The sequence below is a fragment of the Aliivibrio thorii genome, assembly GCF_057368585.1.
In genome coordinates this window covers 2,399,410-2,424,381 of the sequence record NZ_CM170654.1, presented here as the reverse complement: position 1 = coordinate 2,424,381, position 24,972 = coordinate 2,399,410, and the positions used below count along the sequence as shown (strand labels likewise).

24 protein-coding genes are annotated in these 24,972 nt (G+C 38.3%); 15 read left to right on the top strand and 9 right to left on the bottom strand.

What is annotated here, in order from left to right:
• Positions 1 to 12 precede the first annotated feature (12 nt).
• The gene (locus tag AC2IP4_RS11020; RefSeq protein WP_375321833.1) at positions 13 to 612 is read left to right on the top strand and encodes a transglycosylase SLT domain-containing protein; all 600 of its coding nucleotides are present in this window, start codon (positions 13 to 15) and stop codon (positions 610 to 612) included.
• A gap of 30 nt (positions 613 to 642) precedes the next feature.
• Positions 643 to 1,161: an S-ribosylhomocysteine lyase gene (luxS, locus tag AC2IP4_RS11015; RefSeq protein WP_375321834.1), complete on the top strand. Its 519-nt coding sequence runs from the start codon at positions 643 to 645 to the stop codon at positions 1,159 to 1,161.
• Positions 1,162 to 1,225: 64 nt separating this feature from the next.
• Here the strand turns inward: luxS and AC2IP4_RS11010 are convergent, their stop codons facing one another.
• The gene (locus AC2IP4_RS11010; protein ID WP_486310277.1) at positions 1,226 to 2,503 is read right to left on the bottom strand and encodes an HlyC/CorC family transporter; all 1,278 of its coding nucleotides are present in this window, start codon (positions 2,501 to 2,503) and stop codon (positions 1,226 to 1,228) included.
• A gap of 101 nt (positions 2,504 to 2,604) precedes the next feature.
• The gene (locus AC2IP4_RS11005) at positions 2,605 to 3,399 is read right to left on the bottom strand and encodes a cytochrome C assembly family protein (protein ID WP_375321836.1); all 795 of its coding nucleotides are present in this window, start codon (positions 3,397 to 3,399) and stop codon (positions 2,605 to 2,607) included.
• Positions 3,400 to 3,550: 151 nt separating this feature from the next.
• Between AC2IP4_RS11005 and ffh the strand changes: the two genes are divergently transcribed.
• The 7 genes from ffh to tyrA all read left to right on the top strand — a co-directional run bounded on the left by ffh (position 3,551) and on the right by tyrA (position 9,583).
• Entirely contained in the window at positions 3,551 to 4,927 is a 1,377-nt protein-coding gene (ffh, locus tag AC2IP4_RS11000; RefSeq protein ID WP_486310276.1) for a signal recognition particle protein, read from the top strand.
• 259 nt (positions 4,928 to 5,186) lie between these two features.
• Positions 5,187 to 5,435 (top strand): 30S ribosomal protein S16, encoded by a 249-nt coding sequence (gene rpsP / locus AC2IP4_RS10995; RefSeq protein WP_005417799.1) that lies wholly within the window; start codon positions 5,187 to 5,189, stop codon positions 5,433 to 5,435.
• A 27-nt stretch (positions 5,436 to 5,462) separates the two neighbouring features.
• The gene (gene rimM, locus AC2IP4_RS10990) at positions 5,463 to 5,990 is read left to right on the top strand and encodes a ribosome maturation factor RimM (protein ID WP_130044251.1); all 528 of its coding nucleotides are present in this window, start codon (positions 5,463 to 5,465) and stop codon (positions 5,988 to 5,990) included.
• Positions 5,991 to 6,012: 22 nt separating this feature from the next.
• Complete coding sequence (gene trmD / locus AC2IP4_RS10985) at positions 6,013 to 6,762, top strand: tRNA (guanosine(37)-N1)-methyltransferase TrmD (RefSeq protein ID WP_486307022.1); 750 nt, start codon at positions 6,013 to 6,015, stop codon at positions 6,760 to 6,762.
• A gap of 40 nt (positions 6,763 to 6,802) precedes the next feature.
• The gene (gene rplS, locus AC2IP4_RS10980; RefSeq protein ID WP_005417803.1) at positions 6,803 to 7,156 is read left to right on the top strand and encodes a 50S ribosomal protein L19; all 354 of its coding nucleotides are present in this window, start codon (positions 6,803 to 6,805) and stop codon (positions 7,154 to 7,156) included.
• Positions 7,157 to 7,369: 213 nt separating this feature from the next.
• On the top strand, positions 7,370 to 8,443 hold the full coding sequence (locus tag AC2IP4_RS10975) for a 3-deoxy-7-phosphoheptulonate synthase (protein WP_375321839.1): 1,074 nt from the start codon (positions 7,370 to 7,372) through the stop codon (positions 8,441 to 8,443).
• Positions 8,444 to 8,449: 6 nt separating this feature from the next.
• A complete protein-coding gene (gene tyrA / locus AC2IP4_RS10970) occupies positions 8,450 to 9,583 on the top strand; it encodes a bifunctional chorismate mutase/prephenate dehydrogenase (protein WP_486310275.1) in 1,134 nt (377 codons plus the stop codon).
• Between the two features lie 78 nt (positions 9,584 to 9,661).
• Here tyrA and AC2IP4_RS10965 read toward each other — a convergent pair whose 3' ends face one another.
• The 3 genes from AC2IP4_RS10965 to ettA all read right to left on the bottom strand — a co-directional run bounded on the left by AC2IP4_RS10965 (position 9,662) and on the right by ettA (position 12,850).
• On the bottom strand, positions 9,662 to 10,675 hold the full coding sequence (locus tag AC2IP4_RS10965) for a M23 family metallopeptidase (protein WP_486310274.1): 1,014 nt from the start codon (positions 10,673 to 10,675) through the stop codon (positions 9,662 to 9,664).
• Between the two features lie 20 nt (positions 10,676 to 10,695).
• On the bottom strand, positions 10,696 to 11,058 hold the full coding sequence (locus AC2IP4_RS10960; protein ID WP_486310273.1) for a PilZ domain-containing protein: 363 nt from the start codon (positions 11,056 to 11,058) through the stop codon (positions 10,696 to 10,698).
• Between the two features lie 124 nt (positions 11,059 to 11,182).
• Positions 11,183 to 12,850, bottom strand: a complete 1,668-nt coding sequence (ettA, locus tag AC2IP4_RS10955) for an energy-dependent translational throttle protein EttA (protein WP_486310272.1) — start codon at positions 12,848 to 12,850, stop codon at positions 11,183 to 11,185.
• Positions 12,851 to 13,022: 172 nt separating this feature from the next.
• Between ettA and sltY the strand changes: the two genes are divergently transcribed.
• Together sltY and trpR are read left to right on the top strand one after the other, a co-directional pair.
• On the top strand, positions 13,023 to 14,972 hold the full coding sequence (gene sltY, locus AC2IP4_RS10950) for a murein transglycosylase (protein WP_486317124.1): 1,950 nt from the start codon (positions 13,023 to 13,025) through the stop codon (positions 14,970 to 14,972).
• Positions 14,973 to 15,040: 68 nt separating this feature from the next.
• Positions 15,041 to 15,379, top strand: coding sequence for a trp operon repressor (gene trpR, locus AC2IP4_RS10945; protein ID WP_375321845.1), 339 nt, complete (start codon positions 15,041 to 15,043; stop codon positions 15,377 to 15,379).
• Here trpR and yjjX read toward each other — a convergent pair.
• From yjjX to bamD, 4 genes are all read right to left on the bottom strand, one after another.
• Positions 15,336 to 15,854 carry an inosine/xanthosine triphosphatase gene (gene yjjX, locus AC2IP4_RS10940; protein WP_105054087.1) on the bottom strand — a complete coding sequence of 173 codons (519 nt, stop codon included), beginning with the start codon at positions 15,852 to 15,854 and terminating at the stop codon, positions 15,336 to 15,338. The genes trpR and yjjX overlap by 44 nt on opposite strands.
• Positions 15,855 to 15,930: 76 nt before the next feature.
• Entirely contained in the window at positions 15,931 to 17,109 is a 1,179-nt protein-coding gene (pheA, locus tag AC2IP4_RS10935; RefSeq protein ID WP_375321846.1) for a prephenate dehydratase, read from the bottom strand.
• Between the two features lie 120 nt (positions 17,110 to 17,229).
• Positions 17,230 to 17,592: a ribosome hibernation-promoting factor, HPF/YfiA family gene (gene hpf, locus AC2IP4_RS10930; RefSeq protein WP_060992389.1), complete on the bottom strand. Its 363-nt coding sequence runs from the start codon at positions 17,590 to 17,592 to the stop codon at positions 17,230 to 17,232.
• Between the two features lie 358 nt (positions 17,593 to 17,950).
• Positions 17,951 to 18,676, bottom strand: a complete 726-nt coding sequence (gene bamD / locus AC2IP4_RS10925) for an outer membrane protein assembly factor BamD (protein WP_375321847.1) — start codon at positions 18,674 to 18,676, stop codon at positions 17,951 to 17,953.
• 161 nt (positions 18,677 to 18,837) lie between these two features.
• Between bamD and rluD the strand changes: the two genes are divergently transcribed.
• The 4 genes from rluD (at position 18,838) to clpB (ending at position 24,525) form a co-directional block, all read left to right on the top strand.
• On the top strand, positions 18,838 to 19,812 hold the full coding sequence (gene rluD, locus AC2IP4_RS10920; protein ID WP_060992388.1) for a 23S rRNA pseudouridine(1911/1915/1917) synthase RluD: 975 nt from the start codon (positions 18,838 to 18,840) through the stop codon (positions 19,810 to 19,812).
• Entirely contained in the window at positions 19,813 to 20,544 is a 732-nt protein-coding gene (gene pgeF / locus AC2IP4_RS10915) for a peptidoglycan editing factor PgeF (RefSeq protein ID WP_486310271.1), read from the top strand.
• 106 nt (positions 20,545 to 20,650) lie between these two features.
• On the top strand, positions 20,651 to 21,844 hold the full coding sequence (locus tag AC2IP4_RS10910; protein ID WP_375320385.1) for an ISL3 family transposase: 1,194 nt from the start codon (positions 20,651 to 20,653) through the stop codon (positions 21,842 to 21,844).
• 95 nt (positions 21,845 to 21,939) lie between these two features.
• The gene (gene clpB, locus AC2IP4_RS10905; protein ID WP_486310270.1) at positions 21,940 to 24,525 is read left to right on the top strand and encodes an ATP-dependent chaperone ClpB; all 2,586 of its coding nucleotides are present in this window, start codon (positions 21,940 to 21,942) and stop codon (positions 24,523 to 24,525) included.
• Positions 24,526 to 24,972: the final 447 nt, after the last annotated feature.

Below are 24,972 nucleotides of genomic sequence, written 5' to 3'. Positions count from 1 at the left end.
TTGAGTAAATATATGAACTATAAATTTTCTATCGCAACATTAGCATTATTAATACTATCGGGTTGCGCGACTACACCACCAACAAAGCAAGATAATTTATGCGAGATCTTTCGAGAGAAAAGTGGTTGGTATGATGATGCCAAAGACATGACAGAAGAGTATGGTACTCCAATCAATGTTGCTATGGCTATAATGAAGCAAGAAAGTAGCTTTCGCTCAGATGTGCGTCCACCAAGAACGAAATTATTAGGATTTATTCCATGGAGCCGTCCAAGCTCTGCCTATGGATATGCTCAAGCACAAGATCCTGTATGGGAGGAATATGAAGATGCGACGGGTGGCGGCTCACGCAGTAGTTTTGATGATGCGATAATGTTTATAGGTTGGTATACTGATGGTACCCAAAAGCGTTTAGGGATTTCAAAGTGGGATCCGTATAACCAATATCTTGCTTATCATGAAGGGCGAGGTGGTTATAAACGCAAAAGCTATCAAAGTAAGCCGCAATTGATTAAGATAGCACGTAGAGTTGAGTCTCAAGCTAAAACTTATGGCTGGCAATTAAAACAATGTAAAGCTGAGCTTGAAAGACAAAGTAGTTGGTGGTGGTAAGTCACCATTCATAAATTAAAGGATTAAATAATGCCATTATTAGATAGTTTCACCGTTGACCATACTCGTATGGAGGCTCCTGCTGTTCGTGTTGCAAAAACAATGCAAACACCAAAAGGCGATACGATTACGGTATTCGATTTGCGATTTACAGCCCCAAACAAAGATATCTTGTCTGAAAAAGGTATTCATACGTTAGAGCATTTATACGCTGGCTTTATGCGTAATCACCTTAATGGTACTGAAGTAGAAATTATTGATATTTCGCCAATGGGATGTCGTACTGGTTTCTACATGAGTTTGATTGGAACCCCAGCAGAACAAACAGTGGCAAATGCTTGGATTGCTTCAATGGAAGATGTATTAAAAGTGGAAGCTCAAAATAAAATTCCTGAATTAAATGAGTATCAGTGTGGTACGTATGCAATGCATTCATTAGAAGAAGCCAAGGCGATTGCTACTGCTATTTTAGCTTCGGGGATTCGAGTTAATAAAAATGATGAACTTGCACTGCCTGAATCAATGCTAAAAGAGCTATCAGTTAATTAGTTTACTTACTTATGATCTAAAAAAGCCCGTATTAGCGAATTAATACGGGCTTTTTTATAAAGGTTTATTTTGTCTTTTCTTCAGGTGTTGGAAATACTTTAACTAAATTGATCTTATTTTCTTCAACCGCAATAATTTTCATATTGTGATTATCAATTTCAAGATTTATATCAGTCTCTGGTATTTCTTCTAAATGTTCTAATATCAGCCCATTTAATGTTCTTGGGCCATCTGTGGGTAAATCCCATTTCAAGCCTTTATTTATATCTCGGATATTAGCGCTGCCTTCAATCATGAAACTGCCATCAGGTTGAGGTGTAATTTCTTCAGCTAAACTTGGTGCCATCGACGTTGTAAATTCACCAACAATTTCTTCCAAGATATCTTCTAATGTAATTAATCCTTGGATATCACCATATTCATTTACGACAAGTCCAATACGCTCTTTATTGCGTTGGAATTTGAGTAATTGGCTGTTTAGTGGTGTTGCTTCTGGAATGAAATAAATCTCATCAGCTGCTCGTAATAGGGTTTCTTTCGTCATCTCATTCTTTTCAAGCATCAATCGGTAAGATTCACGTAAGCGCAGCATTCCAACGACCTCATCAATTTGATCTCGATACAGTACAATACGTCCATGAGGAGAGTGTGCTAATTGACGGGAAATAGACTTCCAATCGTCGTTAATATCGATGCCTGTAATTTCACTACGAGGGACCATGATGTCATTCACTGTGACATGTTCTAGGTCTAGAATTGAAATTAACATATCTTGATGTCGGCGAGGAATTAAGCCTCCAGCCTCATGTACTACTGTTCGAAGCTCTTCTGAACTCAGATTATCTTTATCATCATTGCGGTTTCCAAGTCCTAAGATTTTTAAGAAACCATTTGTAATAAAGTTAACTAATATGACTAATGGAGAAAGAAGTTTCATTAATATATTTAAGACAATACTACTACTGTAAGACACTCGCTCAGGATACATAGCCGCAAGTGTTTTTGGGGTTACTTCAGCAAAAACAAGAATAACAAGTGTTAGTATGCCTGTAGCGATAGCAACACCATAATCACCATATAGACGCATACCAAGGATAGTCGCGATTGCTGAGGCTAGGATGTTTACGAGGTTATTGCCAATAAGAATGAGTCCGATAAGACGGTCAGGACGACCTAATAACTTTTCAACACGTTTCGCACCTTTATGACCCTGATTGGATAGGTGCTTTAGGCGGTAGCGGTTTAACGACATCATGCCCGTTTCTGAGCTTGAGAAGTAACCAGAGATAACAATAAGTACAGCAAGTAGAGTAAATAGGGCGCCGGTTGATATGTCGTCCAAGTGTCTAAGTCCTCAATTTAAAAATAGTTGTAAAGCGTATTTATCAATACTAATAGTAAAGATGTCAATTTTGATCGTGAAAAATGAGTAGGTTATCGGTGTTAAGTCAAAATAATTTCTTGAACAAAACGACTACCAAAGTAAGCAAGCGTAAGTAGAAATGCTCCAGCAAGACTAAACCACAATGCTTTTTGTCCACGCCAACCTTGACGATAGTGTCCCCAAGTTAATACCGCATAGATTATCCAAGCCAAGAAGGAAAGAACCGCTTTATGCGTTTTACCTTGAGCGAGCATATCTTGAATGAATGTGAGGCCGGTCAATAATGTAAGAGTTAATAGGCCTAAACCTACAAGGATGATCTTGAAAAGTTGACGTTCTACCATCATTAAAGGGGGAAGATTTGGATTAAGAGTTAATGACTTCTTACTTTTTAGTTTATGATCAAGCCAAGCAAGTTGTAGAGCATAAAGTGTTGCTATCATTAACGTTGAATACGCAAATAATGCTAGCGATATATGAATTAATAGGCTTGGATGGTTTTCTAAATGGGTAATAAAAGCACCAGGTAAGAAGGTTGCAGCCAGTAGGTTTATTGCAGAGAAACTATAAACAACGGGCAGGATAAACCACACTCTAAATTTGAGCATGGAAGCACTCATTACCAAAGAAATAATAAAGCTAATTAGAGATGCAACATTTAGAATACTGAGGTTCTGTCCAAAGCTATTTAAGATCAGCTCTTTTAGCTGCCAGGCGTGCACAAGTAACGCAAGTGATGCGCATATAAATACAACATTTGTTTGAATTTTATTTTGGCCAGCTAAGCCAGGAACAATAAAAGCCAATGCAAGAAAGTAAAAAAGAGCAGCACTGATTGCTGTAATGGTATCCATAATTCACTGATCATCCGATTTATCAACAATTTGATTATACCCTTTAGAGGGCCATCTCGGTAGGTGTGATTCAGTTAGTATAAAAAATTTTAATTATAACGTCTCAGATTTAGGTATAATCGAGATATGGTCGCAAAGTAGGCGCAAGAATATGTTTGATAATTTAACGGATAGACTATCCAAGACACTGAAAAATATCAGTGGTAAAGGTCGATTAACAGAAGACAACATTAAAGAAACACTGCGTGAAGTGCGTATGGCTCTACTAGAGGCGGATGTTGCTTTACCTGTTGTTCGTGATTTTGTTAAACGAGTAAAAGAAAATGCGGTTGGTGTTGAGGTTTCAAAAAGCCTAACACCAGGGCAAGAATTTATAAAAATCGTTCAGTCTGAGTTAGAGGCAATAATGGGAGACTCTAATGAGGCTCTTAATTTAGCGTGTCAGCCTCCGGCGGTTATTTTAATGGCAGGTTTGCAAGGTGCAGGTAAAACAACCAGTACAGGTAAATTAGCTAAGCTATTAAAAGAAAGAGATAAAAAGAAAGTTCTTGTTGTGTCTGCCGATGTATATCGTCCAGCGGCAATCAAACAACTAGAGACATTGGCTGCAGAAGTTGATGTGAACTTCTTCCCATCAAGTGCAGAGCAAAAGCCGATTGATATTGTTGATGGTGCAATTAGTCACGCAAAATTAAAGTTTTTTGACGTAGTCATTGTCGATACAGCAGGCCGCTTGGCTGTTGATACCGAAATGATGGATGAAATCAAACAACTTCACGCGCATGTAAACCCAATTGAAACCTTGTTTGTTGTTGATGCAATGACAGGTCAGGATGCGGCGAATACAGCAAAGGCATTTGGTGATACGTTACCGCTAACGGGGGTTATCTTAACGAAAGTTGATGGTGATGCTCGTGGTGGTGCTGCACTATCTGTTCGTCATATTACCGGTAAGCCAGTTAAATTTTTGGGTGTTGGTGAGAAAACTGATGCATTAGAACCTTTCCACCCAGAACGTATTGCCTCTCGTATTTTAGGTATGGGGGATGTTCTTTCTTTAATCGAAGATCTTGAAAAGAATGTAGATAAAGAAAAGGCGGAAAAATTAGCGAAGAAATTCAAAGAGAAAAAAGGCTTTGATCTTGAAGATTTTCGTGAGCAACTTGGCCAAATGAAGAACATGGGCGGTATGATGGGCATGATGGATAAACTTCCAGGCATGTCTCAACTACCTGATAATGTAAAAGATAAAGTTGATGATAAAATGTTCCATCAAATGGAAGCTATTATTAACTCAATGACATTAAAAGAACGTGAGCGCCCTGAATTAATTAAGGGTTCTCGTAAAAAGCGTATTGCAGCAGGTTCTGGTACCCAAGTACAAGATATAAACCGTATGCTGAAACAGTTCACTCAAATGCAAAAGATGATGAAAAAAATGCAGAAAGGTGGAATGAAAGGCATGATGCGTAATATGCAAGGAATGATGGGTGGTGGAATGGGCGGTATGGGTGGCTTTGGTCGCTAACTGTTAACTCTTATTCTCTCGACGTAAAAATCAGATAACAAGGTGCGACAAGTTAATTTATTGATAAATTTAACCTAGCGCACCTTTTTTACCCAATTTTTTCATTAATTACAGAAATAATTGGTGAAAAAGTAGCTAAAGCCCTTGCATTGAAAGCTCATAAGAGTAAAATTTCGGGGCTTTATTTTGGCACGAGGGCTCAAGAAAAATATTTTTTTTGGGCCAATTTAATTTTTATACAAAGCAAATAGAGGACGATATGGTTACCATTCGTTTGGCACGTCACGGCGCTAAGAAGCGTCCATTTTATCAAATCGTAGTAGCGGACAGCCGTTTCAAAGCAACTGGTCGTTACATTGAGAAAGTAGGTTTCTTTAACCCTACAGCACAAGGTCAAGAAGAAGGTCTACGTCTAGATCTTGATCGTGTTGGTCACTGGGTTGAGCAAGGCGCTGGTCTTTCTGATCGTGTAGCTAAGCTAGTTAAAGACGCTAAAAAAGCGGCTTAATATTAGTTGGTTAAAGGTAAAGAATTTATGAGTAAGCAAGACGAAGTTATTGTTATAGGTAAGTTTGGTGCTTCCTATGGTATTCGTGGATGGTTGAAAGTAGTTTCCTTTACAGATCAACCTGAAAGCATTTTCGATTACAAACCTTGGCTTATCCAAGTTAAAGGTGAGTGGGTCGAGTTTTCAGTCGAAAGCTGGAAACGTCATAAAGGTTTGGTGTGCAAACTGGAAGGGTTAGAAGTTCGAGAAGAAGCTCAAACTTATACTAACCTAGAAATTGCAGTTAAAGCAGATGTACTACCTGAGCTGTCAGAAGATGAGTTCTACTGGCGTGAATTGTTTGGTATGGAAGTGGTTACAACGCAAGGCTACGGTCTTGGTGTTGTTGACGACATTTTTGAAACCGGATCAAACGATGTTCTTGTAGTCAAAGCAAACCTGAAAGATGCTTTTGGTAAAAAGGAACGATTGATTCCTTTTATTGATGAGCAAGTGATCAAATTAATTGATCGTGAAGCTCAACGGATCGAAGTTGACTGGGATCCTGGGTTCTAATCCCTAGGTAAAGCGAGGGCACATGTGGGTTGGGGTTATTAGCCTATTTCCTGAAATGTTCCGTTCGGTTACCGATTTTGGGGTAACTAGCCAAGCAATTAAAAAAGGTCTTTTATCTATTGAGACATGGAATCCTAGAGATTTCACTCATGATAAACATCGCACTGTTGATGACCGACCTTATGGTGGTGGTCCTGGAATGTTAATGATGGTACAGCCTTTGCGCGATGCCATTACAGCAGCCAGAGAAGCAGCACCAGGCAAAACGAAAGTGATTTACCTTTCACCTCAAGGCAGAACGCTGAATCAAGCAGGTGTTGAGGAGTTAGCAACTAATGAGAATTTAATTCTTATTTGTGGCCGATACGAAGGAGTAGATGAGCGCATAATACAATCAGAAGTTGACGAAGAATGGTCAATTGGCGATTTTGTGCTTACCGGCGGGGAACTCCCTGCTATGACGTTGATTGATTCTGTATCTCGGTTTGTTCCGGGTGTATTAGGGGATTTCACGTCCGCTGAAGAAGATTCTTTTGCAGATGGTTTGTTAGATTGTCCGCACTATACAAGGCCTGAGGTTTTGGATGGTAAGGAAGTACCTAGTGTACTTAAATCTGGAAATCATAAAGATATCGCTCGTTGGCGAATGAAACAATCGTTAGGCCGTACTTGGCTAAGAAGACCAGAGCTCCTGGGAAATCTAGCTCTGACTGACGAACAGGAATTATTACTGGCTGAGTTTGTTCGTGAAGAACATCAGCAAAGTAAGTAATTAAGAAATTTAGTATCAGTTTATTCTAGGATATACAAAAATGAGCAACATCATTAAAGCTCTTGAAGATGAGCAACTAAAACAAGACCTACCTAAATTCGCTCCAGGTGACACTGTAGTAGTTCAGGTTAAAGTTAAAGAAGGTGACCGTGAGCGTCTACAGGCATTCGAAGGCGTTGTAATCGCTATTCGTAACCGTGGTCTACACTCTGCGTTCACTGTACGTAAGATTTCTAACGGTGAAGGTGTTGAGCGTACGTTCCAAACACACTCTCCAGTTGTAAACAGCATCGAAGTTAAACGTCGCGGTGCAGTACGTCGTGCCAAGTTGTACTACCTACGTGAGCGTTCTGGTAAATCAGCTCGTATCAAAGAGAAGCTGGCTAAAAAGTAACGCACACGAGAACGTTCTCAAATGTGCTATGAAGGTGCGCTGTTATCAGCGTACCTTTTTTTATGTCTAAATTAAGGTGTAATTAATTATTTACAGTTAGGTTAATTTGTATTTATTTAATTACAACAGTTGATTTTCATCCTATAGATGTTAAATTATTTCTATTCGTCTTAAAAGACACTTAATGGAAATAAAAGTTTACAGGTATAGAGTATGAAAAAAAGCGAACTAAGTAATATCAATATCAGCGATGAACAAGTACTGATCACACCACAAGAGTTAAAAAATAAAATTCCATTAAGTGATAATGCTCGCCAATTTATCCAGCAATCTCGCCAAACTATTTCAAATATTATCCATAAGAAAGATCACCGCTTATTGATCGTTTGTGGGCCATGTTCAATTCATGATATCGATGCAGCGAAAGAGTACGCTAAGCGTTTAAAAGCGATCGCTGAAGATCTTAAAGATCAGCTTTATATTGTTATGCGTGTTTACTTTGAAAAGCCAAGAACCACCGTGGGTTGGAAGGGATTAATTAATGACCCACATCTTGATGGTTCTTTTGATATAGAACATGGTTTACATGCAGCAAGACAACTACTTGTTGATTTAGCTGAAATGGAAATTCCATTAGCGACTGAAGCGTTAGACCCAATTAGTCCACAATACATTGGTGATACATTTAGTTGGGCGGCTATTGGTGCTCGTACAACGGAATCGCAAACACACCGTGAAATGGCGAGCGGCCTCTCTGTTCCTGTTGGTTTCAAAAATGGCACGGATGGTAGTCTTTCTACTTCAATTAATGCAATGCAAGCAGCAGCTTCAAGCCATCGTTTCATGGGGATTAACAGTGAAGGACAGGTAGCGTTATTAACTACGCAGGGCAATCCCAATGGTCATGTAATTTTACGTGGTGGTAAGCAGACAAATTACGATTCGGTATCAGTAACTGAATGTGAAGAAGAGTTAGCGAAATCTAATCTTGATGCGGCGCTAATGATCGATTGTAGCCATGCTAATTCTCGTAAAGATTACCGTCGCCAGCCATTGGTTGCCGAAGATGTCATTCATCAAATTCGTGAAGGGAATAAATCAATCATAGGATTGATGATTGAAAGTCATTTAAATGAAGGAAATCAACCTTCTGACATTCCATTATCAGAGATGAAATATGGGGTTTCTATCACAGACGCATGTATCAATTGGGATTCAACTGAGGCACTATTACGTCATACTCATAAAGAATTAATTCCAGTATTGGAAGATCGTTTAAAAGGATAGAACGAGATGGCGGTAGAACTGAGTCATTTACGCGACCAAATTGATGCAGTAGATAAACAAATGTTGGATCTTTTATCTCAACGTTTGCATTTAGTTGAACAAGTTGGTGAAGTCAAAAGTGCACATGGATTACCTATTTATGATCCAAGCAGGGAAGCAGCGATGCTTGCTTCAAGACGACAAGAAGCTGAAAAGAAAGGAGTTCCGCCATCCTTAATCGAAGATATCTTACGTCGCACAATGCGTGAATCTTATAGTAGTGAAAATGACTCAGGCTTCAAATGTTTAAAACCTGAATTACGGCCAATTGTAGTGGTTGGCGGTAATGGACAGCTTGGTGGTTTATTTGCCAAAATGTTTCGATTATCTGGCTATGAAGTACGGATCCTTGGCAGTAAAGATTGGAATAATGCAGAGACAATTTTAAATGACGCAGGCATGGTGGTTGTTACTGTTCCTATTAATTTGACCGTTGATGTAATTAATAAACTCTCAGGATTACCTGAAGATTGTATTCTATGTGATTTAACGTCCATAAAGAAAAAGCCACTACAAGCAATGATGGATATTCATAAAGGTCCAGTAGTTGGTTTACACCCAATGTTTGGTCCTGATATCCCTAGTTTAGCGAAACAAGTGATTGTTATGTGCGATGGACGTAACAAAGAAAGTTACGCTTGGCTTAAAAATCAGTTTGAAATTTGGGGTGCAATCGTTCGTGATATATCTGCAACAGAGCATGATCATGGAATGACACTAATCCAAGCTCTGCGTCACTTTACTTCATTTGCATATGGTCAACATCTTGCTAAAGAAAATCCTGATATTGAACAACTACTTAATTTAAGTTCTCCAATTTATCGTTTGGAGTTATTGATGGTAGGGCGATTGTTTGCACAAGACCCTAATCTATATGCTGACATTATTCTTTCATCAGAAGAAAATATTGAAATGATAAAGCGTTTTCATCAACGATTTGGTGATGCAATTGTGTTATTAGAAAATCATAATCGTGAAGGCTTTATTGATAATTTTAAAGAAGTTGAACATTGGTTTGGAGATTATGCAGAGCAATTTCTAATCGAAAGTAAAGGCTTACTTAGACAAGCGAATGATTCGATTCATAGAGAACGAAGCTAGTTAAAACGAGATTTTAAGTTACGATAAATAAAAAAGGTGAGCACTTGCTCACCTTTTTTATATGTAAATGAAGTTAATTTATTGAGTTATTGACATCGGTATTTGTTGTTCTGCTTTTACTGTATTAATGGCTTCAATTTGTTCAACGGTTGGCTTTTGAGTTAATTTTAATTGAAGCTTTACCATGTTATTCATAATTTCGACAAGTGGCGTCCATTTAACACTTCGCTCTTTTTCAAATAAGCTTTCAAAGCGCTCTGGCGTCCAATCAATAAAAGATTGAGGGTTTAATACTCTGCCTAGAAATCGTACTTCATAATGTAAGTGTGGCCCTGTAGAGTTTCCTGAATTACCACACGTTGCAATTAGCTCACCTTTCCTTACAAATTGCCCTGAGCGAACTTTAAATTTTTGTAAGTGAGCATACATGGTCATAAAGCCAAATGAGTGTTGAACTTTAAGTAGATTACCATAACCTTTATTACTTGGACGTGCGAGTTCAACGACGCCATCGGCGGGAGCATAAATTTCAGTACCACGTTTACAAGTAAGATCTTGCCCTAAATGACGTTGTCTTTTACCTGAAATAGGATTTGTTCTTTTTCCAAAACTGGATGAATTTCTAATAAAATTAATTGGAGTATCGTTAGGTATTAAACGAAACATTGTCGCTCTAACTGCAGAATCAATGGTTGCTACATCTAGACGCTGCTCTAATGTTTTTTCAGATAATAGAGTATCTTCTTCTGAGACATCTTGTAATCCAAGTACTGACTCAACATCTTCAACTCGTTGACTAATAACTATAAATTCATTTTCTTTCGCTTCAAGTTGTTGAGTTAAATCATGATTATTATTGTTGTTTTCAATAATGAGGTTGTTTAGATTACTGTTTTGTACTTGAAGTTGTGCGATGGCTAGCTTAGAAGCTTGTTGCTTTTGGTAAAAGTAATGTAATCCAAAACCGCTTAATATGAATGAACTAACCCCTAGTAAAAGAGATAAAATGACAAGGTTTTTCCGTTTAGGAGAAATAGCGAAGAAACGAGTTCCCTTATTATGAGAAACGGAAATACGAATTTTATCTGGCATAAAAATAACAACTTATTACATTAGGTTAGTGTGGTTAGCTCTGAGAGTTGGCGTAACAACATATCGTTATTTCCAACATTGAGTTCTATTAAACGTTTAAGGTGGCTAATACTATCAATATCTATATGTTGAATACAGAGTCTTAGTATATTATTTGTTCTCTGAATGAGTTTGCATTCAGCAATGATATGAATATCGCTCTCATTAAGAGTAAATCTCACCGTCATTTTTTCATTTGGTTCAAGTTCACAATCATCGTCTAATGCGACGAGTAAGCCGTGAAGAGATAAATCAATTAAAGATCCATTTAATGATGTCTCATTATGTAAAATAATGGCATTGGCTTGATAGACCACGCGTGAAAACTTACGTCGTTCGATCATAATACTATCCTTATATTATACGCTTAACTTCTAAGTATGATGTTTGGTTTGTTCTAAGTCTAATAAAAAGGCCGCAATACTGCGGCCCTTATGATAAACATCAAATAATATGTGAAATGTTGAATTATTTCGTTATACGTTTGTATTTGATTCTATGAGGTTCTGCTGCTTGAGCGCCTAATGTTTTCTTCAGCCAATCGCTATATTCTGTGTAGTTACCTTCAAAGAAGTTTACTTGGCCTTCATCACGGTAATCAAGAATGTGTGTAGCAATACGGTCTAAGAACCAACGGTCATGCGAGATGACCATTGCACAGCCTGGAAATTCAAGAAGTGCTTCTTCTAATGCTCGTAATGTTTCAACATCAAGGTCATTGGTTGGTTCATCAAGTAGTAATACGTTACCACCCGTTTTTAGCAATTTCGCTAAATGAACACGGTTACGCTCACCACCAGAAAGATCACCAATTATTTTCTGTTGGTCATTACCTCGGAAGTTGAAACGAGAACAGTAAGCGCGAGCTGGGATCTCAAAATTGTTGATTTTGATAATGTCTGCGCCTTCAGAGATCTCTTGGAAAACAGTTTTAGTGTCATCCATAGAATCACGGAACTGATCAACAGAAGCCAGTTTAACTGTCTCACCTAAATCAATAGTGCCTGAATCAGGTGTTTCTGTACCGCTTAACATTTTGAATAATGTTGATTTACCTGCACCATTGGCACCGATAATACCGACTATAGCGCCTTTAGGCATGCTAAATGATAAGTCATCGATAAGAACACGATCACCAAATGATTTAGTTAGGTTATTTACTTCAAGAACTTTATCACCTAAACGCTCACCAGGCGGAATGAACAGTTCATTTGTTTCATTACGTTTTTGGTGATCTGTATTTTGAAGTTCTTCAAAACGAGCCATACGCGCTTTTGATTTTGCTTGGCGACCTTTAGGGTTTTGACGAACCCATTCAAGTTCTTTTTCAATCGTTTTTTGACGAGCGTTTTCTTTTGCTGATTCTTGTTTTAGACGGTCATCTTTTTGTTCTAACCAAGACGTATAGTTACCTTCCCATGGAATACCTTCACCACGGTCAAGCTCTAAGATCCAACCTGCCGCATTATCTAGGAAATAACGGTCATGGGTAATTGCCACAACAGTACCAGAGTAATCAACAAGGAAGTGCTCAAGCCAAGCAACTGACTCAGCATCAAGGTGGTTGGTTGGTTCATCAAGAAGCAGCATGTCCGGCTTTTCAAGTAATAGACGACAAATTGCAACACGACGGCGTTCACCACCAGATAAAAATTCGATTTTCGCATCCCATTCAGGAAGGCGTAAGGCATCAGCTGCACGTTCTAGAGCATTATCTAGGTTATGCCCATCTTTTGCTTGGATAAGCGCTTCAAGTTCACCTTGTTCTTTGGCAAGAGCATCGAAATCGGCACCTTCTTCGGCGTAAGCCGCATAAACTGCATCAAGACGAGCAAGTGCACCTGCAACATCCGAAACGGCTTCTTCTACAATCTCACGAACTGTTTTTGATTCATCTAAAACAGGCTCTTGTGGTAGGTAGCCAACTTTTAATCCAGCTTGTGGACGAGCTTCACCATCAATATCGGTATCTAAACCTGCCATAATGCGAAGAAGGGTTGATTTACCTGAACCATTTAGGCCAAGAACACCGATTTTTGCACCAGGGAAGAAGCTAAGAGAAATGTCTTTCAGGATTTGTCTTTTTGGAGGAACAATTTTGCTCACTCGTGACATTGTATATACGTATTCAGCCATAATCACTTATTAGAGTAGGTTAACGGAAATATTATTTTACTATTTATGATACACAGTTTAACACTCATTCTGGTAGTTACTAGGGTAATATAAGTAAACTAAAAGAAGAAATTAGAGAGTTGTTTAACTCTGTCCCATACTCAACGTGTCGATGAAAAGGTTGGAAAGTTAGGTGTTTAAAGAATCAATGAAATATACACAGCAGAAGTTAGGGATGATGGCAGTGTTGTGCATTGGAATGAGTGTGCATACCGTTGAGGCATTATCGATAGATGAATCACGAGTTCAATACCAAGAAGCAAAGGAGTTGCTTACTGAAAAGAAGCTTGATGAGTACATAACAGTAAGAGAGAGCCTAAAGGATTATCCTCTTGCTCCTTATTTAGATTATCGTGAATTACGAATGGATTTGAGTTCTAAAACACCAGACGATATTCGACTATTTAGGCATACCCATAAAACCTTAGCGATTGGCAATTCTTTAGATTATCAGTATTTAGTGGTACTTGGTTTAAATGAGCGCTGGAAAGAATTTTTGGATTACTTTCCTAATGAACCAAGCAGTACAAACTTAAAATGTTATTACTATCAAGCAAAAAATGAACTTGGAGATAAAAAAGCAGCATGGAAAGGCGCTGAAAAATTATGGCTAACAGGTGGATCTGTTACCTATGAATGTGATGATTTATTTAAAGCGTGGTCCGATGCTGGCAAGCTAACGGATGAGTTAATTATTGACCGAATGTTATTGGTTTATAAGGCTCGTAATAACAGCTTATTCTCCTATTTAGAAAAGATGTTAGAGTCAGATAAAGCGAAAGAACAAGCTAAAGATATAATTGCGTTATTCAATGATCCTGATTTACTTGTTTCATATTCAGTTAAGAATAAATCATCTGAATTTACCAAACAATTAACCTTTATTTCTATGGAAAGGGAAGCAAGGAAAGATCCACGTAAAGCGATTGAGATGCTCCCAGCTATCGCAAAGAAACAAAAGTTTTCTCAAGAAGAGCTAGTGAAAGTTACACATCGCATTGTGAGTAGCATTATGTCGACCAGCTCTGATGATCTTGCACAATGGCGAGATACCCAACTTGAAAAGTATCCAGAAGATTCTTATATAGAGCGCCGTATGCGTGTCGCAATTCGTGCTGCGGATTGGAATGATATCAGTAAATGGATGGAATACTTAACTCCAGAAAGTAAAGCGTCATTACGTTGGCAGTTCTGGCAAGCTCGTATTGAGAGTGAAAATGGTGAGCACGCTAAAGCGAATGAAAGACTACATAAACTGCTTGGTCAGCGTAATTTTTACAGTGTTGCAGCTGCAAATATTTTAGGGGAGCCAGTTCAATACCCAATGAATACCGCGCCAACGAATATTAAGCCTGTAAAAGAAAAATATAACATTGAGTTAGCTCGAATTAAGGAGCTGATTGCTATTGATGAAATACCAACAGCAAAAAGTGAATGGGAATATTTACTTAATAGGGCATCAAAAACTGAAGTGAAAGAGCTTGCAAGTTATGCGGCTCAACATCGTTGGCATCACTTTACAGTGCTCGCGACAATTAAGGGGAGAATGTGGGGATATTTGAGTTTACGTTTTCCTATTGCACATCAGTGGTGGTTTGGACATTACAGTAAAGAGCTAGGTTTAGATAAAGTGACGTTAATGTCGTTATCTCGCCAAGAGAGTGCTTTATATGCAGAGGCTCAATCACCGGTTGGAGCTCGTGGTTTAATGCAAATTATGCCAGGGACTGCTAAATATACGGCGAAAAAGATCGATTATAATAAGTATGAAGGCGTTAGTAGTTTAAATGATGTTGATGTAAATATTCATATAGGGTCGAATTATCTAAAAGGTTTAATGGATGATTATGATGGGAATCGAATATTTGCATTAGCGGGTTATAATGCGGGTCCTCACCGTGTAAAACGATGGAGGGCGGTCTCTGATGAGAAACTAGATGCTTACGCATTTATAGAGGCTATCCCTTTTAAGGAAACGCGTGGTTACGTACAAAACATTTTAATGTTTGAAACTTACTATCGTAGTTTACTTGGTGAAAAAGGATCTTTCCTATCAGAGAAAGAACTGAATTTAGAGTATTAATTATTTTAGATTGATTATAAAGTAGGGGGCCTAAGAGCTCCCTTTTTTATTATTGTAATGAGGATTTTATGTCAGGTTCAGCAAAATATTCTGATTGGTCACAAGTGATGACATTGATAGCGAATGCTGCAGAACAAGGTAAGCATCAATCTTTGTTGACCATGTTGATGACCCCTGATGAGCGTGATGCCCTAATTGCACGAGTCAATATTTGTCATGAATTATTGCAAGGTGAGTTAAGTCAGCGACAGATCAGCCAATTATTAGGTGTAGGTATTGCGACAATAACTCGAGGTTCAAATGAATTAAAAAGCCATACTTATGATGAAAAAGAATGGCTAATGGAATTACTTCAACAAAGTGCTAAAAACGTTCAGGATGAAGAAAAGGGATCAGAGCAAGAGTAAGTGCTTGTTGATAAACAGAGCTTCTTGTTAATAGGTTATTGGTTAATAAGCCAATAGCCCCACCTTTTTGCTTTATATTTTCAGTATTAAATTGTGCATCCATTACATGACCTAATTCTTTCCCTTCTTTTACAGCAGCGATGACCATTGGAGGAAGAGGTAAGCTAGATGATCGTGATTCTCCAACCATTCTTCCATTATCAATAACCATCCAGGCAAACGTTGCGGTATTTTCTATTCCAGCTTCAAGGCCAACGTAGTAACTGGCTTTTGGGCGTAATAGTTTGGCATTATTAACTCTATTTACTGCTCCTCGTTTGGTTTCAATGCAGCTCATTGGTTGGTCAGCAACTTCACTCTTAACTGAGACCCCTTCAAAAACAAAATCCATAGTAGGGAATGCTTGAGTGAATGCTGCTTCTACTGCATGTATTTTAGCTGGGTTAAGTGAAGCTATAATAACGTTATGTATCATGTTTAAATGTAATCCTTTATATAAATCAACGAACATATATTTTTGTATTCGTTGATTTATAGGTCATAAAAAGTAATTATTTCATTTGAGGAATATCAGTAGGAGTTACATTTTCTATTGGATAGCATCCAAGAACTTTTAAATACTGTGTAATAGAGGTTAATTCCTCAATAGCTGCACTCATTGCTTCTGATTTCAAGTGTGCTTGTAAATCAATATAGAACATTTCTTCCCAAGGGTTACCCATGATAGGGCGAGACTCTAATTTCGTCATATTAATACCATATTTTCGTAAGACTAATAGTGACTCTACTAGTGAACCTGCATCTTGAGAGGTTGATACGATCAGTGTGGTTTTCGCTGGTATTTGTTCTGATACATCAACGGGTTTTCTTGCTACAACAATGAATCGAGTCTGATTATCTGTTTGATTTGATATGTTACCAATCAAGGATTGAAGACCATACAGTTTACCACTGTCAGAGTTACCGATAGCTGCGACTTCTGGTGAGTTTAGTTCTTTTACGGTGATCATTGCATCTGCTGTGCTTGCACAAGAGATAAGCTCTACATTATCCAAACGGTTTAAAAACTCACTGCATTGCTCATGTGGTTGCGGATGAGAGTACAAGGTCTTAATTGCTTCTAGAGAGGTTTCTGTAGTGGTTAATAAGCAATGATCAATCTGCTGGGTTAATTCCCCAACAATATATAAGCTTGTATGTTGAAGTAAATCGTAAACCTGGTTGATAGAGCCCGAGCTGGTATTTTCAATCGGTAACACACCGTAATCAGCATGACCTGATTCTACGGTTTTAATGACTTCTCTAAAGTTTTCACAGCCAAGTTCTGCCAGCTCAATATTTTTCTTACTGAAATAGCGACGACTTGCTAAGTTTGAATAAGAGCCTTTTGAACCAAGATAAGCAACTCTTGCAACAGGCTTTCTGCTTAATTCTGGATTGGCTAGATTTTGAAAATATTCTTGCTGTAATAAAACAGAATCTTCAATGATGATGTGGAATAGTTGAGTGATGTAATAAGCATCAAGGTCGAATGCTTTGCCATTTTCAATTAACTTTACAAGTAATTGTTGCTCACGTTTTGGGTCTCGAACAGGTTTGGCGGTTTGGACTTTGCTTTTAGCAACTTCAAGACTGAGTTTACGACGTTCAGAAAAAAGGGTTAATAGTTCATTATCAAGTTCATTAAGGCGTAAACGGATCTCATCCAGAGAATAGCGGGTATCAGTCATGAATATGCAAACCTAGTAAATTAAGAGTTAATTCACAATAAGGAATCGATAAGTTTGCGTCAAGAAAAAACAGCGCTCAAATGAGCGCTGTTTCAGAAAACGTTTGAGTTGACAATTTAATTACTGTTCGTATTCCTCTTCTAGGTCAACTTCTGGCTCTTCAACGATAGGTGCTTGAGCATGAGTTGCTCGGCGAGCCTCGCCTTTGTGTTGTAGCTTATCTAGTTGGCGTTCTAGTTTTTGGTACATCTCTCTAATTGCACCGAATAGGTCTTCTTGTTCTGCCGAGGCTGCAACTTTGCCACCTGCAATAGTTGCTTGCGCTTCTACCTTATGTTTGCCATTTGCGCGCTTTGTAACACTAGCGTGACGACCAATAATGTCTAGATTTCTTTTTTCTTCTAGTTTTTTAAATTTCCCTTCAATACGTTCACGGATGCCTGGAGTGATGTCGATGTTGTTACCAGTGATTTCTACTTTCATATGATTTTCCTCTCTCTTGCCCCGTTTGGCATGTATTCAGATTACGGATCCACAGTAAAAATAAAGTGATCTAGATCACTATTTTAAAGTGTTTTGTAGAGAAGGTGGTTGAATGTGATCTCAGGCAAGCCATTCAGATTTTTTTTGAAAAAAAACTTGATGAATTGGGTAAAGTAGGTAGATTGAAAGGGTTGATTACTAGAAATTCTTGTTTTTAGGGCTTTACCTCAACCTATTGTTTTTTATGGTTAATTTTTAGCCTTGTAGGTTTTGTGAGTTTGAGCATTTCAGAACAAGCAGAGACATAAAAAAGCCGCACTTTATTTTAAGTGCGGCTTTTTGTTTTTACTAAACTCTGTTATTGAGGGTTCAATGCAATTAATTCTTCAGTGCGTTTTATTGCATCATCCAATTTTAATTCTTTATATGCAGCTAGCATTATCGTTAGCGACTTTCTTGCCGCCTCTGTATCTGGATAAGTTCGTTGCAGTTCTTGACTGCGCTTTATTGCAGAAATCCACGCTTCTCGACGTAAATAGAAATCAGCTGTCGCGAATTCATATTCAGCTAAACGGTTTTTTAATGAGAACATACGTGTTTGGGCATCTTCTGCATAAAGGCTATTTGGATAACGATCAAGTAATCGCTTAAAATCTTTAAATGCGGCACGTGCTGGTTCTGGATCTCGGTCTGAACGGTCGACTCTAAAAAGATCATGCATGAAGCTTCGGTCTTGAGCCATATGAGTCAGTCCACGCATATATAATACCCAGTCTGCTTTCGGATGAGTTGGATTTAAACGATTAAAGCGTTCAATGGTGGCTAAGCCTAAAGCGAGGTCATCATTTTTGTAATATACATAAATTAGATCGAGTTGAACTTGCTCAGAGTAGGCCCCAAAAGGATAACGAGAATCTAGAGCTTCAAGGCGTTCTATCGCACTTGTCCAATTACCTGCCTGTAAAGAGATTTGAGCTTGGGAATATAATTCTGATGGTGGGATATCAGGGATTACATCATCACTGCTTGAGCAACCCACCAGTAAAGAGACGGCTAATAATGAAGAAAGTGTTAAGCGTTTCATGCTTGAAAATGATCCTTGACTAAAAAAACTGAAGTTATCCATTACGAAATGCGTCGTTAACAGATACAATGGCAGATAGTTTATTTCACTTACAGTGTTGATGATACCAAATATGACGTATTTGTTTGGTATTAGTACCACTAATTTAAAAAAAGTTCGATATGGCACAACAAATAGAGTTAACAAGTACAGTAAAAGAAAGTCAACTAGGTCAGCGTTTAGATCAAGCTGCTGCAGAGTTGTTTTCTGATTTCTCTCGTTCACGCATTAAAGAGTGGGTATTAGCGGGTAAAATTTCCGTTAACGGTGAAGTTATCACTAAAGCTCGTGTAAAAATGATGGGCGGAGAAGAAATTTCAGTTAAAGCGGAGTTAGAAGATGAGCAGCGTTGGTTAGCTCAAGATATTCCTCTTGATATCGTTTATGAAGATGATGATTTATTAGTAATTAATAAACCTCGTGACTTCGTTGTACATCCAGGTGCTGGTACGCCGGATAAAACGGTACTAAACGCATTGTTATTCCATTACCCAAGCATCGCAGAGGTACCTCGTGCAGGTATCGTGCACCGTTTAGATAAAGACACGACAGGTTTAATGGTAGTAGCGAAAACAGTACCAGCTCAAACGCGTTTGGTTCGTGCGCTACAAAAACGTAAGATCACTCGTGAATACGAGGCGGTAGTATTAGGTCGTATGACGGCAGGCGGTATGATTGAAAAACCAATCGGACGTCACCCTCAAAAGCGTACGTTAATGGCAGTTCATGAATTAGGTAAAGATGCTGTAACACATTACCGTGTTGCTGAGCATTTCCGAATTCATACTCGTTTACGTTTACGTCTTGAAACAGGTCGTACTCACCAAATTCGTGTGCACATGTCTTATCTACAGCATCCACTAGTAGGTGATACTGCTTATGGTGGTCGCGCTCGTATCCCTAAAGGTGCGTCACAAGAGTTAATTGACATGATCCGTGGCTTTAACCGTCAAGCGCTTCATGCTGCCATGTTACGTTTTGATCATCCTATTACAGGTGAAGTCATGGAATTCCATGCACCAATCCCTGATGACATGATTGCTCTATCTCAAGCTTTACGTGACGATGAACGTCTATTGCATGAGGACGAGTATTAAATGTCACTATTGTTGCCAGAATGGTCTGCTCCTAAAAATATTAACGTAGTTAGTACGACTCGTTTAGATGGTGTGTCTAAAGCTCCATTTTCGAGTTTAAATTTAGGTGATCATGTTGGTGACAATCATAATGATGTTGTGCTCAATCGTGAAAAACTTATTACGTTGGCGCAGTTACCTACTGCACCAACGTGGTTAAATCAGATTCATTCGACTAAGGTTATTACCCTTCCTCATTCAAATTCAATGAATCCTCCTTCTGTTGATGCTGCATATACAAATACAGCAAATCAAGTATGTTGTGTAATGACTGCAGATTGCTTGCCAGTTGTTATTTGTAACAAGGAAGGAACAGAAGTTGCAGCAGCTCATGCTGGATGGCGTGGTCTTCTTGATGGTATTTTAGAAAATACAGTAGAGCATTTTTCTTCGAATGAGCTTATTGCGTGGTGTGGACCAGCCATTGGCCCTACTGCATTTGAAGTAGGTAATGAAGTTAAGCAACTGTTTTGTGAACAAGACCCTCAAGCGATAAACGCTTTTATTCCAAGTCATAATCTAGACAAATGGCTAGCGAATTTAGAACTGCTTGCTACTCAACGCTTACAGGGTGTTGGTGTTCAAGAGGTTTATTACTCAAATCTGTGTACTTATTCAAATACAGATCAATTTTTCTCTTATAGAAAAGAGGGAGAAACCGGTCGTCAAGCAACCTTAATTTGGTTTGAATGATCCCTTTTTATTGGTTCATCGCAGATTAGCGGGAATTGAAAACAAAAACGGCAGTTAGTGGTAAAGTTACATCGCCAAACACAACTTTTCATAAACTGCCGTTTTCATGCCAAATAATACTTTTTTATCATCATTCTGGAAAGGTTTTCAGATCGTAAAATCTCATAAAACTGATTCATTAATCTCTATAACCTTAAAGCCTGATTCCCCAGCATTCTGCTCTTGTGGGCGACTCTCTGAATTTACTCACGATACTCAGTGGCGAACTATTAAAGACGCTATGATATTAGGAACTCCAGTTGAACTTTTGATTCAGACTAGGCGCATTACATGTTCGCTATGTGGTACAAAAACGGAAGCAATATCTTGGCTTAAACCATACTCACGCCTGACTAATCGATTGATAGAATATATTGAACAACTGCTGCCTTTGCTGCCGATTAAACATATTTCAGAACTGACTGGAGTACATTGGCACACGATAAAGAACATTGATAAACAACGACTTAAACGAGTTATCCCTGACATACCATGGGATAAATTACGTCAACTAGTGATGGATGAGTTTGCCATATTTAAAGGACATCGATATGCAACAGTGATTGCCGATGCGCAGACACATCAAGTGCTTTGGATTGGTTTAGGTAGAAGCCGAACTGATATCAGGCCTTTCTTTGAAGAGCTTGGTGAGCATGCCGAAAATATCGAAGCAGTAGCTATGGATATGAATACAGCTTTCGATCTCGAAGTGAAAGCTCATTGCCCTAATGCGCGTATTGTATACGATCTTTTTCATGTGGTAGCCAAATATGGACGAGAGGTAATGGATAGAGTTAGGGTAGATCAAGCGAATCAACTCAAAGAAGACAAAAAAGCTCGTCGTTGGATTAAGCGTTCACGCTGGATCCTTTTGAAAAATAGAGACAACCTAGACGCAAATCAACAGAGTTATCTAGATGAAATACTTTCGGTAAACCACGATTTAATGGTGACTCATTTGCTAGGAGAGCAATTAAAAGAGCTCTGGTATTGTGATTCAGAAACGCAGGCAATAGAACTATGGGATGTATGGTGGCAACAGGTAAATGAGAGTGGGATCCAACCATTAATCAGTTTTGCACGAAAGTTAAAACCATACCTTCACGGAATTGTTAGTTCGGCTTTATATCGATTAAATACATGTACACTGGAAGGAATAAATAACAAAATTAAGCTGATCAAAAGAATGGGGTATGGCTACAGAGATACAGACTATTTCTTTATGAAGATAAAAGCGGCTTTCCCCGGAAAGCCGCGATGAACCTTTTTATTTCCATTCCTCTTAGTTGATTTCTAAAGCACTAAACCCCATTTAAGAAGTAATAGTTACTTACTTTTCTTCTCTAGGAGAGGGTTATGCGTTTAGACCGATTTACCAGTAAATTTCAAATCGCCATTTCAGATGCTCAATCATTAGCACTGGGTCAAGATCATCAATATATTGAGCCAACCCATTTAATGGTGGCTTTATTAAATCAAGATGGCAGTACTATCAGGCCACTACTGACATTGCTTAATATTGATGTAACCCAACTTCGTTCTAAGCTATCTGAAATTCTAGACAAAGCCCCAAAAGTCACAGGCATTGGTGGTGACGTACAATTGTCATCAAACATGGGCGTTATTTTTAATCTGTGTGACAAAATCGCTCAACAACGAAAAGATGCTTATATTTCATCTGAAATATTCATGCTTGCAGCTATCGAAGATAAAGGACCACTAGGTAATTTATTTAAAGAACTTGGGCTTACTGAAGCGAAGATCTCAAAATCTATTGATGAGATCCGTGGTGGTGAGAAAGTAAATGATCAAAATGCTGAAGAAAAACGCCAAGCATTAGAGAAATTTACTGTAGATCTTACTGAGCGAGCAGAGCAAGGCAAGCTTGATCCTGTTATTGGGCGTGATGATGAAATACGTAGGACAATTCAGGTTCTTCAAAGACGAACTAAAAACAACCCAGTCATTATTGGTCAGCCAGGTGTTGGCAAAACAGCCATTGTTGAAGGTTTAGCTCAACGTATTATCAATGGTGAGGTTCCTGAAGGCTTAAAACATAAAAGAGTATTGTCTTTAGATATTGGCGCATTGGTTGCAGGTGCTAAATTTCGAGGTGAGTTTGAAGAGCGCTTAAAAGCGGTTTTAAATGAACTGGCAAAAGAAGAAGGTAATGTTATTCTCTTTATTGATGAAGTTCATACTATGGTTGGAGCAGGTAAAGGTGAGGGTTCTATGGATGCAGGTAATATGCTTAAACCTGCATTAGCTCGTGGTGATTTACATTGTGTTGGCGCAACGACATTAGATGAATACCGTCAATATATAGAAAAAGATCCTGCATTAGAAAGACGTTTTCAAAAGGTCATTGTTGATGAGCCAACTGTCGAGGATACGATCGCTATATTACGCGGTTTAAAAGAACGTTACGAAATCCATCATCACGTTGAGATTACCGATCCTGCAATTGTGGCAGCAGCGACATTGTCTCATCGCTATATATCTGACAGACAATTACCGGATAAGGCAATTGATTTGATCGATGAAGCCGCATCGAGTATTCGAATGGAAATCGATTCTAAGCCTGAATCACTAGATAAACTTGATCGTAAAATTATCCAACTAAAAATAGAGCAACAAGCCTTAGTTAAAGAGAGTGATGATGCTAGCTTAAAACGTTTAGACTCATTAAATCTTGAATTAAGAGAGAAAGAGCGAGATTACTCTGAACTAGAAGAAGTTTGGAAAGCAGAAAAAGCAGCACTTTCTGGAACTCAACATATAAAAACAGAGTTAGATACAGCAAGAAGCAATATGGACATTGCTCGACGTGCAGGCGATTTGAATCGTATGTCTGAATTGCAATATGGGCGTATTCCAGAGTTAGAAAAGCAATTGGATCTTGCCGCTCAAGCTGAAATGCAAGAGATGAGCTTATTAAAGAATAAAGTAACTGACAGTGAAATCGCAGAGGTTCTTTCTCGTCAAACTGGCATACCTGTTAATAAAATGCTTGAAGGGGAAAGAGATAAGCTATTAAAGATGGAAGGTGAACTACATAAGCGAGTGATAGGACAAGGAGAAGCAGTTGAAGCGGTATCCAATGCCATTCGACGCAGCCGAGCTGGGCTTTCTGATCCTAACCGCCCAATAGGGTCATTTTTATTTTTAGGTCCAACAGGTGTAGGTAAAACTGAACTTTGTAAATCATTAGCTAACTTTATGTTCGATAGTGAAGATGCGATGGTCCGTATTGATATGTCGGAGTTTATGGAAAAACATTCAGTCGCTCGATTAGTTGGCGCTCCTCCAGGATATGTTGGATATGAAGAAGGTGGGTATTTAACTGAGGCGGTTAGACGTAAACCTTACTCGGTCTTATTACTTGATGAAGTAGAGAAAGCACATCCAGATGTATTCAATATACTTTTGCAAGTCTTGGATGATGGTCGACTCACTGATGGTCAAGGCCGAACGGTAGATTTTAAAAATACCGTGATCATTATGACCTCTAATTTAGGCTCAGATAAAATCCAGCAACATTTTGGAGAGCTAGATTATGAGGGAATTAAAGCGTTGGTAATGGAAGTTGTTGGCCAGCACTTTAGACCTGAGTTTTTAAATCGAGTTGATGAAACCGTTGTTTTCCATCCGTTAGGCCAAGATCATATTAAGGATATTGCTTCTATTCAGTTGCAACGTTTGGAAAAACGATTAAATGAAAAAGACTATCAATTAGAGATTTCAAGCGATGCATTGAATTTAATTGCAGAAGCTGGATTTGATCCTGTTTATGGAGCAAGGCCATTAAAAAGAGCAATTCAAATTTATATAGAAAACCCGTTAGCCCAAGACATTTTAAGTGGCAAATTAAGAACTGGTGAAGCGATTAAACTAAAGGTGAAAGATAATCATCTAATTACCACTCAAAATGACGACTTTTGATGGGTAAATAAGCGGGTTGGGTTAATTTTAATCACTTAAACTGTTTTTTTGTTGTTTTACTAAAAAACAGTTGCATGATATTAAAGACTCTCTATAATGCCGCCTCACTGACACGGAACGGATGAGTTAAATCTAAGTTTAATGTTTAGTGAGGTTGTTTTAATTATTTATTAAGTTAAGTGCTTGACACTTAATATTAAGTAAGTATTATGGCCGTCCGCTTCAAGAGAAAGCCGAAAGGCTTCGAAACTTGAAGTTTGCTCTTTAAAAATTTGAAACCTATTAATCTGTGTGGGCACTTGTGAGTTGATAATCACTAGTTTGCTCTTACTTCTCGAAGTAAGGCGAACAAAATAATCAATGAACTGAGTGACTACACAAAATTACTTTTATGTAACAATCAGTATTAATCATTGAGCCGGTTTTGTTTCTGCTTCTCTTTAATAT

Excerpts from the sequence above, each read along its gene's own strand:
- rluD (WP_060992388.1), top strand. The coding sequence starts at position 18,838 with ATGGCACAACAAATAGAGTTAACAAGTACAGTAAAAGAAAGTCAACTA.
- yjjX (WP_105054087.1), bottom strand. The coding sequence starts at position 15,854 with ATGATACATAACGTTATTATAGCTTCACTTAACCCAGCTAAAATACAT.
- AC2IP4_RS11005 (WP_375321836.1), bottom strand. The coding sequence starts at position 3,399 with ATGGATACCATTACAGCAATCAGTGCTGCTCTTTTTTACTTTCTTGCA.
- AC2IP4_RS11020 (WP_375321833.1), top strand. The coding sequence starts at position 13 with ATGAACTATAAATTTTCTATCGCAACATTAGCATTATTAATACTATCG.
- hpf (WP_060992389.1), bottom strand. The coding sequence starts at position 17,592 with ATGAAAGTAGAAATCACTGGTAACAACATCGACATCACTCCAGGCATC.
- ffh (WP_486310276.1), top strand. The coding sequence starts at position 3,551 with ATGTTTGATAATTTAACGGATAGACTATCCAAGACACTGAAAAATATC.
- rpsP (WP_005417799.1), top strand. The coding sequence starts at position 5,187 with ATGGTTACCATTCGTTTGGCACGTCACGGCGCTAAGAAGCGTCCATTT.
- AC2IP4_RS10965 (WP_486310274.1), bottom strand. The coding sequence starts at position 10,675 with ATGCCAGATAAAATTCGTATTTCCGTTTCTCATAATAAGGGAACTCGT.
- pgeF (WP_486310271.1), top strand. The coding sequence starts at position 19,813 with ATGTCACTATTGTTGCCAGAATGGTCTGCTCCTAAAAATATTAACGTA.
- rplS (WP_005417803.1), top strand. The coding sequence starts at position 6,803 with ATGAGCAACATCATTAAAGCTCTTGAAGATGAGCAACTAAAACAAGAC.
- trmD (WP_486307022.1), top strand. The coding sequence starts at position 6,013 with ATGTGGGTTGGGGTTATTAGCCTATTTCCTGAAATGTTCCGTTCGGTT.
- ettA (WP_486310272.1), bottom strand. The coding sequence starts at position 12,850 with ATGGCTGAATACGTATATACAATGTCACGAGTGAGCAAAATTGTTCCT.
- AC2IP4_RS10960 (WP_486310273.1), bottom strand. The coding sequence starts at position 11,058 with ATGATCGAACGACGTAAGTTTTCACGCGTGGTCTATCAAGCCAATGCC.
- tyrA (WP_486310275.1), top strand. The coding sequence starts at position 8,450 with ATGGCGGTAGAACTGAGTCATTTACGCGACCAAATTGATGCAGTAGAT.
- bamD (WP_375321847.1), bottom strand. The coding sequence starts at position 18,676 with ATGAAACGCTTAACACTTTCTTCATTATTAGCCGTCTCTTTACTGGTG.
- AC2IP4_RS10910 (WP_375320385.1), top strand. The coding sequence starts at position 20,651 with ATGCCAAATAATACTTTTTTATCATCATTCTGGAAAGGTTTTCAGATC.
- clpB (WP_486310270.1), top strand. The coding sequence starts at position 21,940 with ATGCGTTTAGACCGATTTACCAGTAAATTTCAAATCGCCATTTCAGAT.
- rimM (WP_130044251.1), top strand. The coding sequence starts at position 5,463 with ATGAGTAAGCAAGACGAAGTTATTGTTATAGGTAAGTTTGGTGCTTCC.
- pheA (WP_375321846.1), bottom strand. The coding sequence starts at position 17,109 with ATGACTGATACCCGCTATTCTCTGGATGAGATCCGTTTACGCCTTAAT.
- trpR (WP_375321845.1), top strand. The coding sequence starts at position 15,041 with ATGTCAGGTTCAGCAAAATATTCTGATTGGTCACAAGTGATGACATTG.
- AC2IP4_RS10975 (WP_375321839.1), top strand. The coding sequence starts at position 7,370 with ATGAAAAAAAGCGAACTAAGTAATATCAATATCAGCGATGAACAAGTA.
- luxS (WP_375321834.1), top strand. The coding sequence starts at position 643 with ATGCCATTATTAGATAGTTTCACCGTTGACCATACTCGTATGGAGGCT.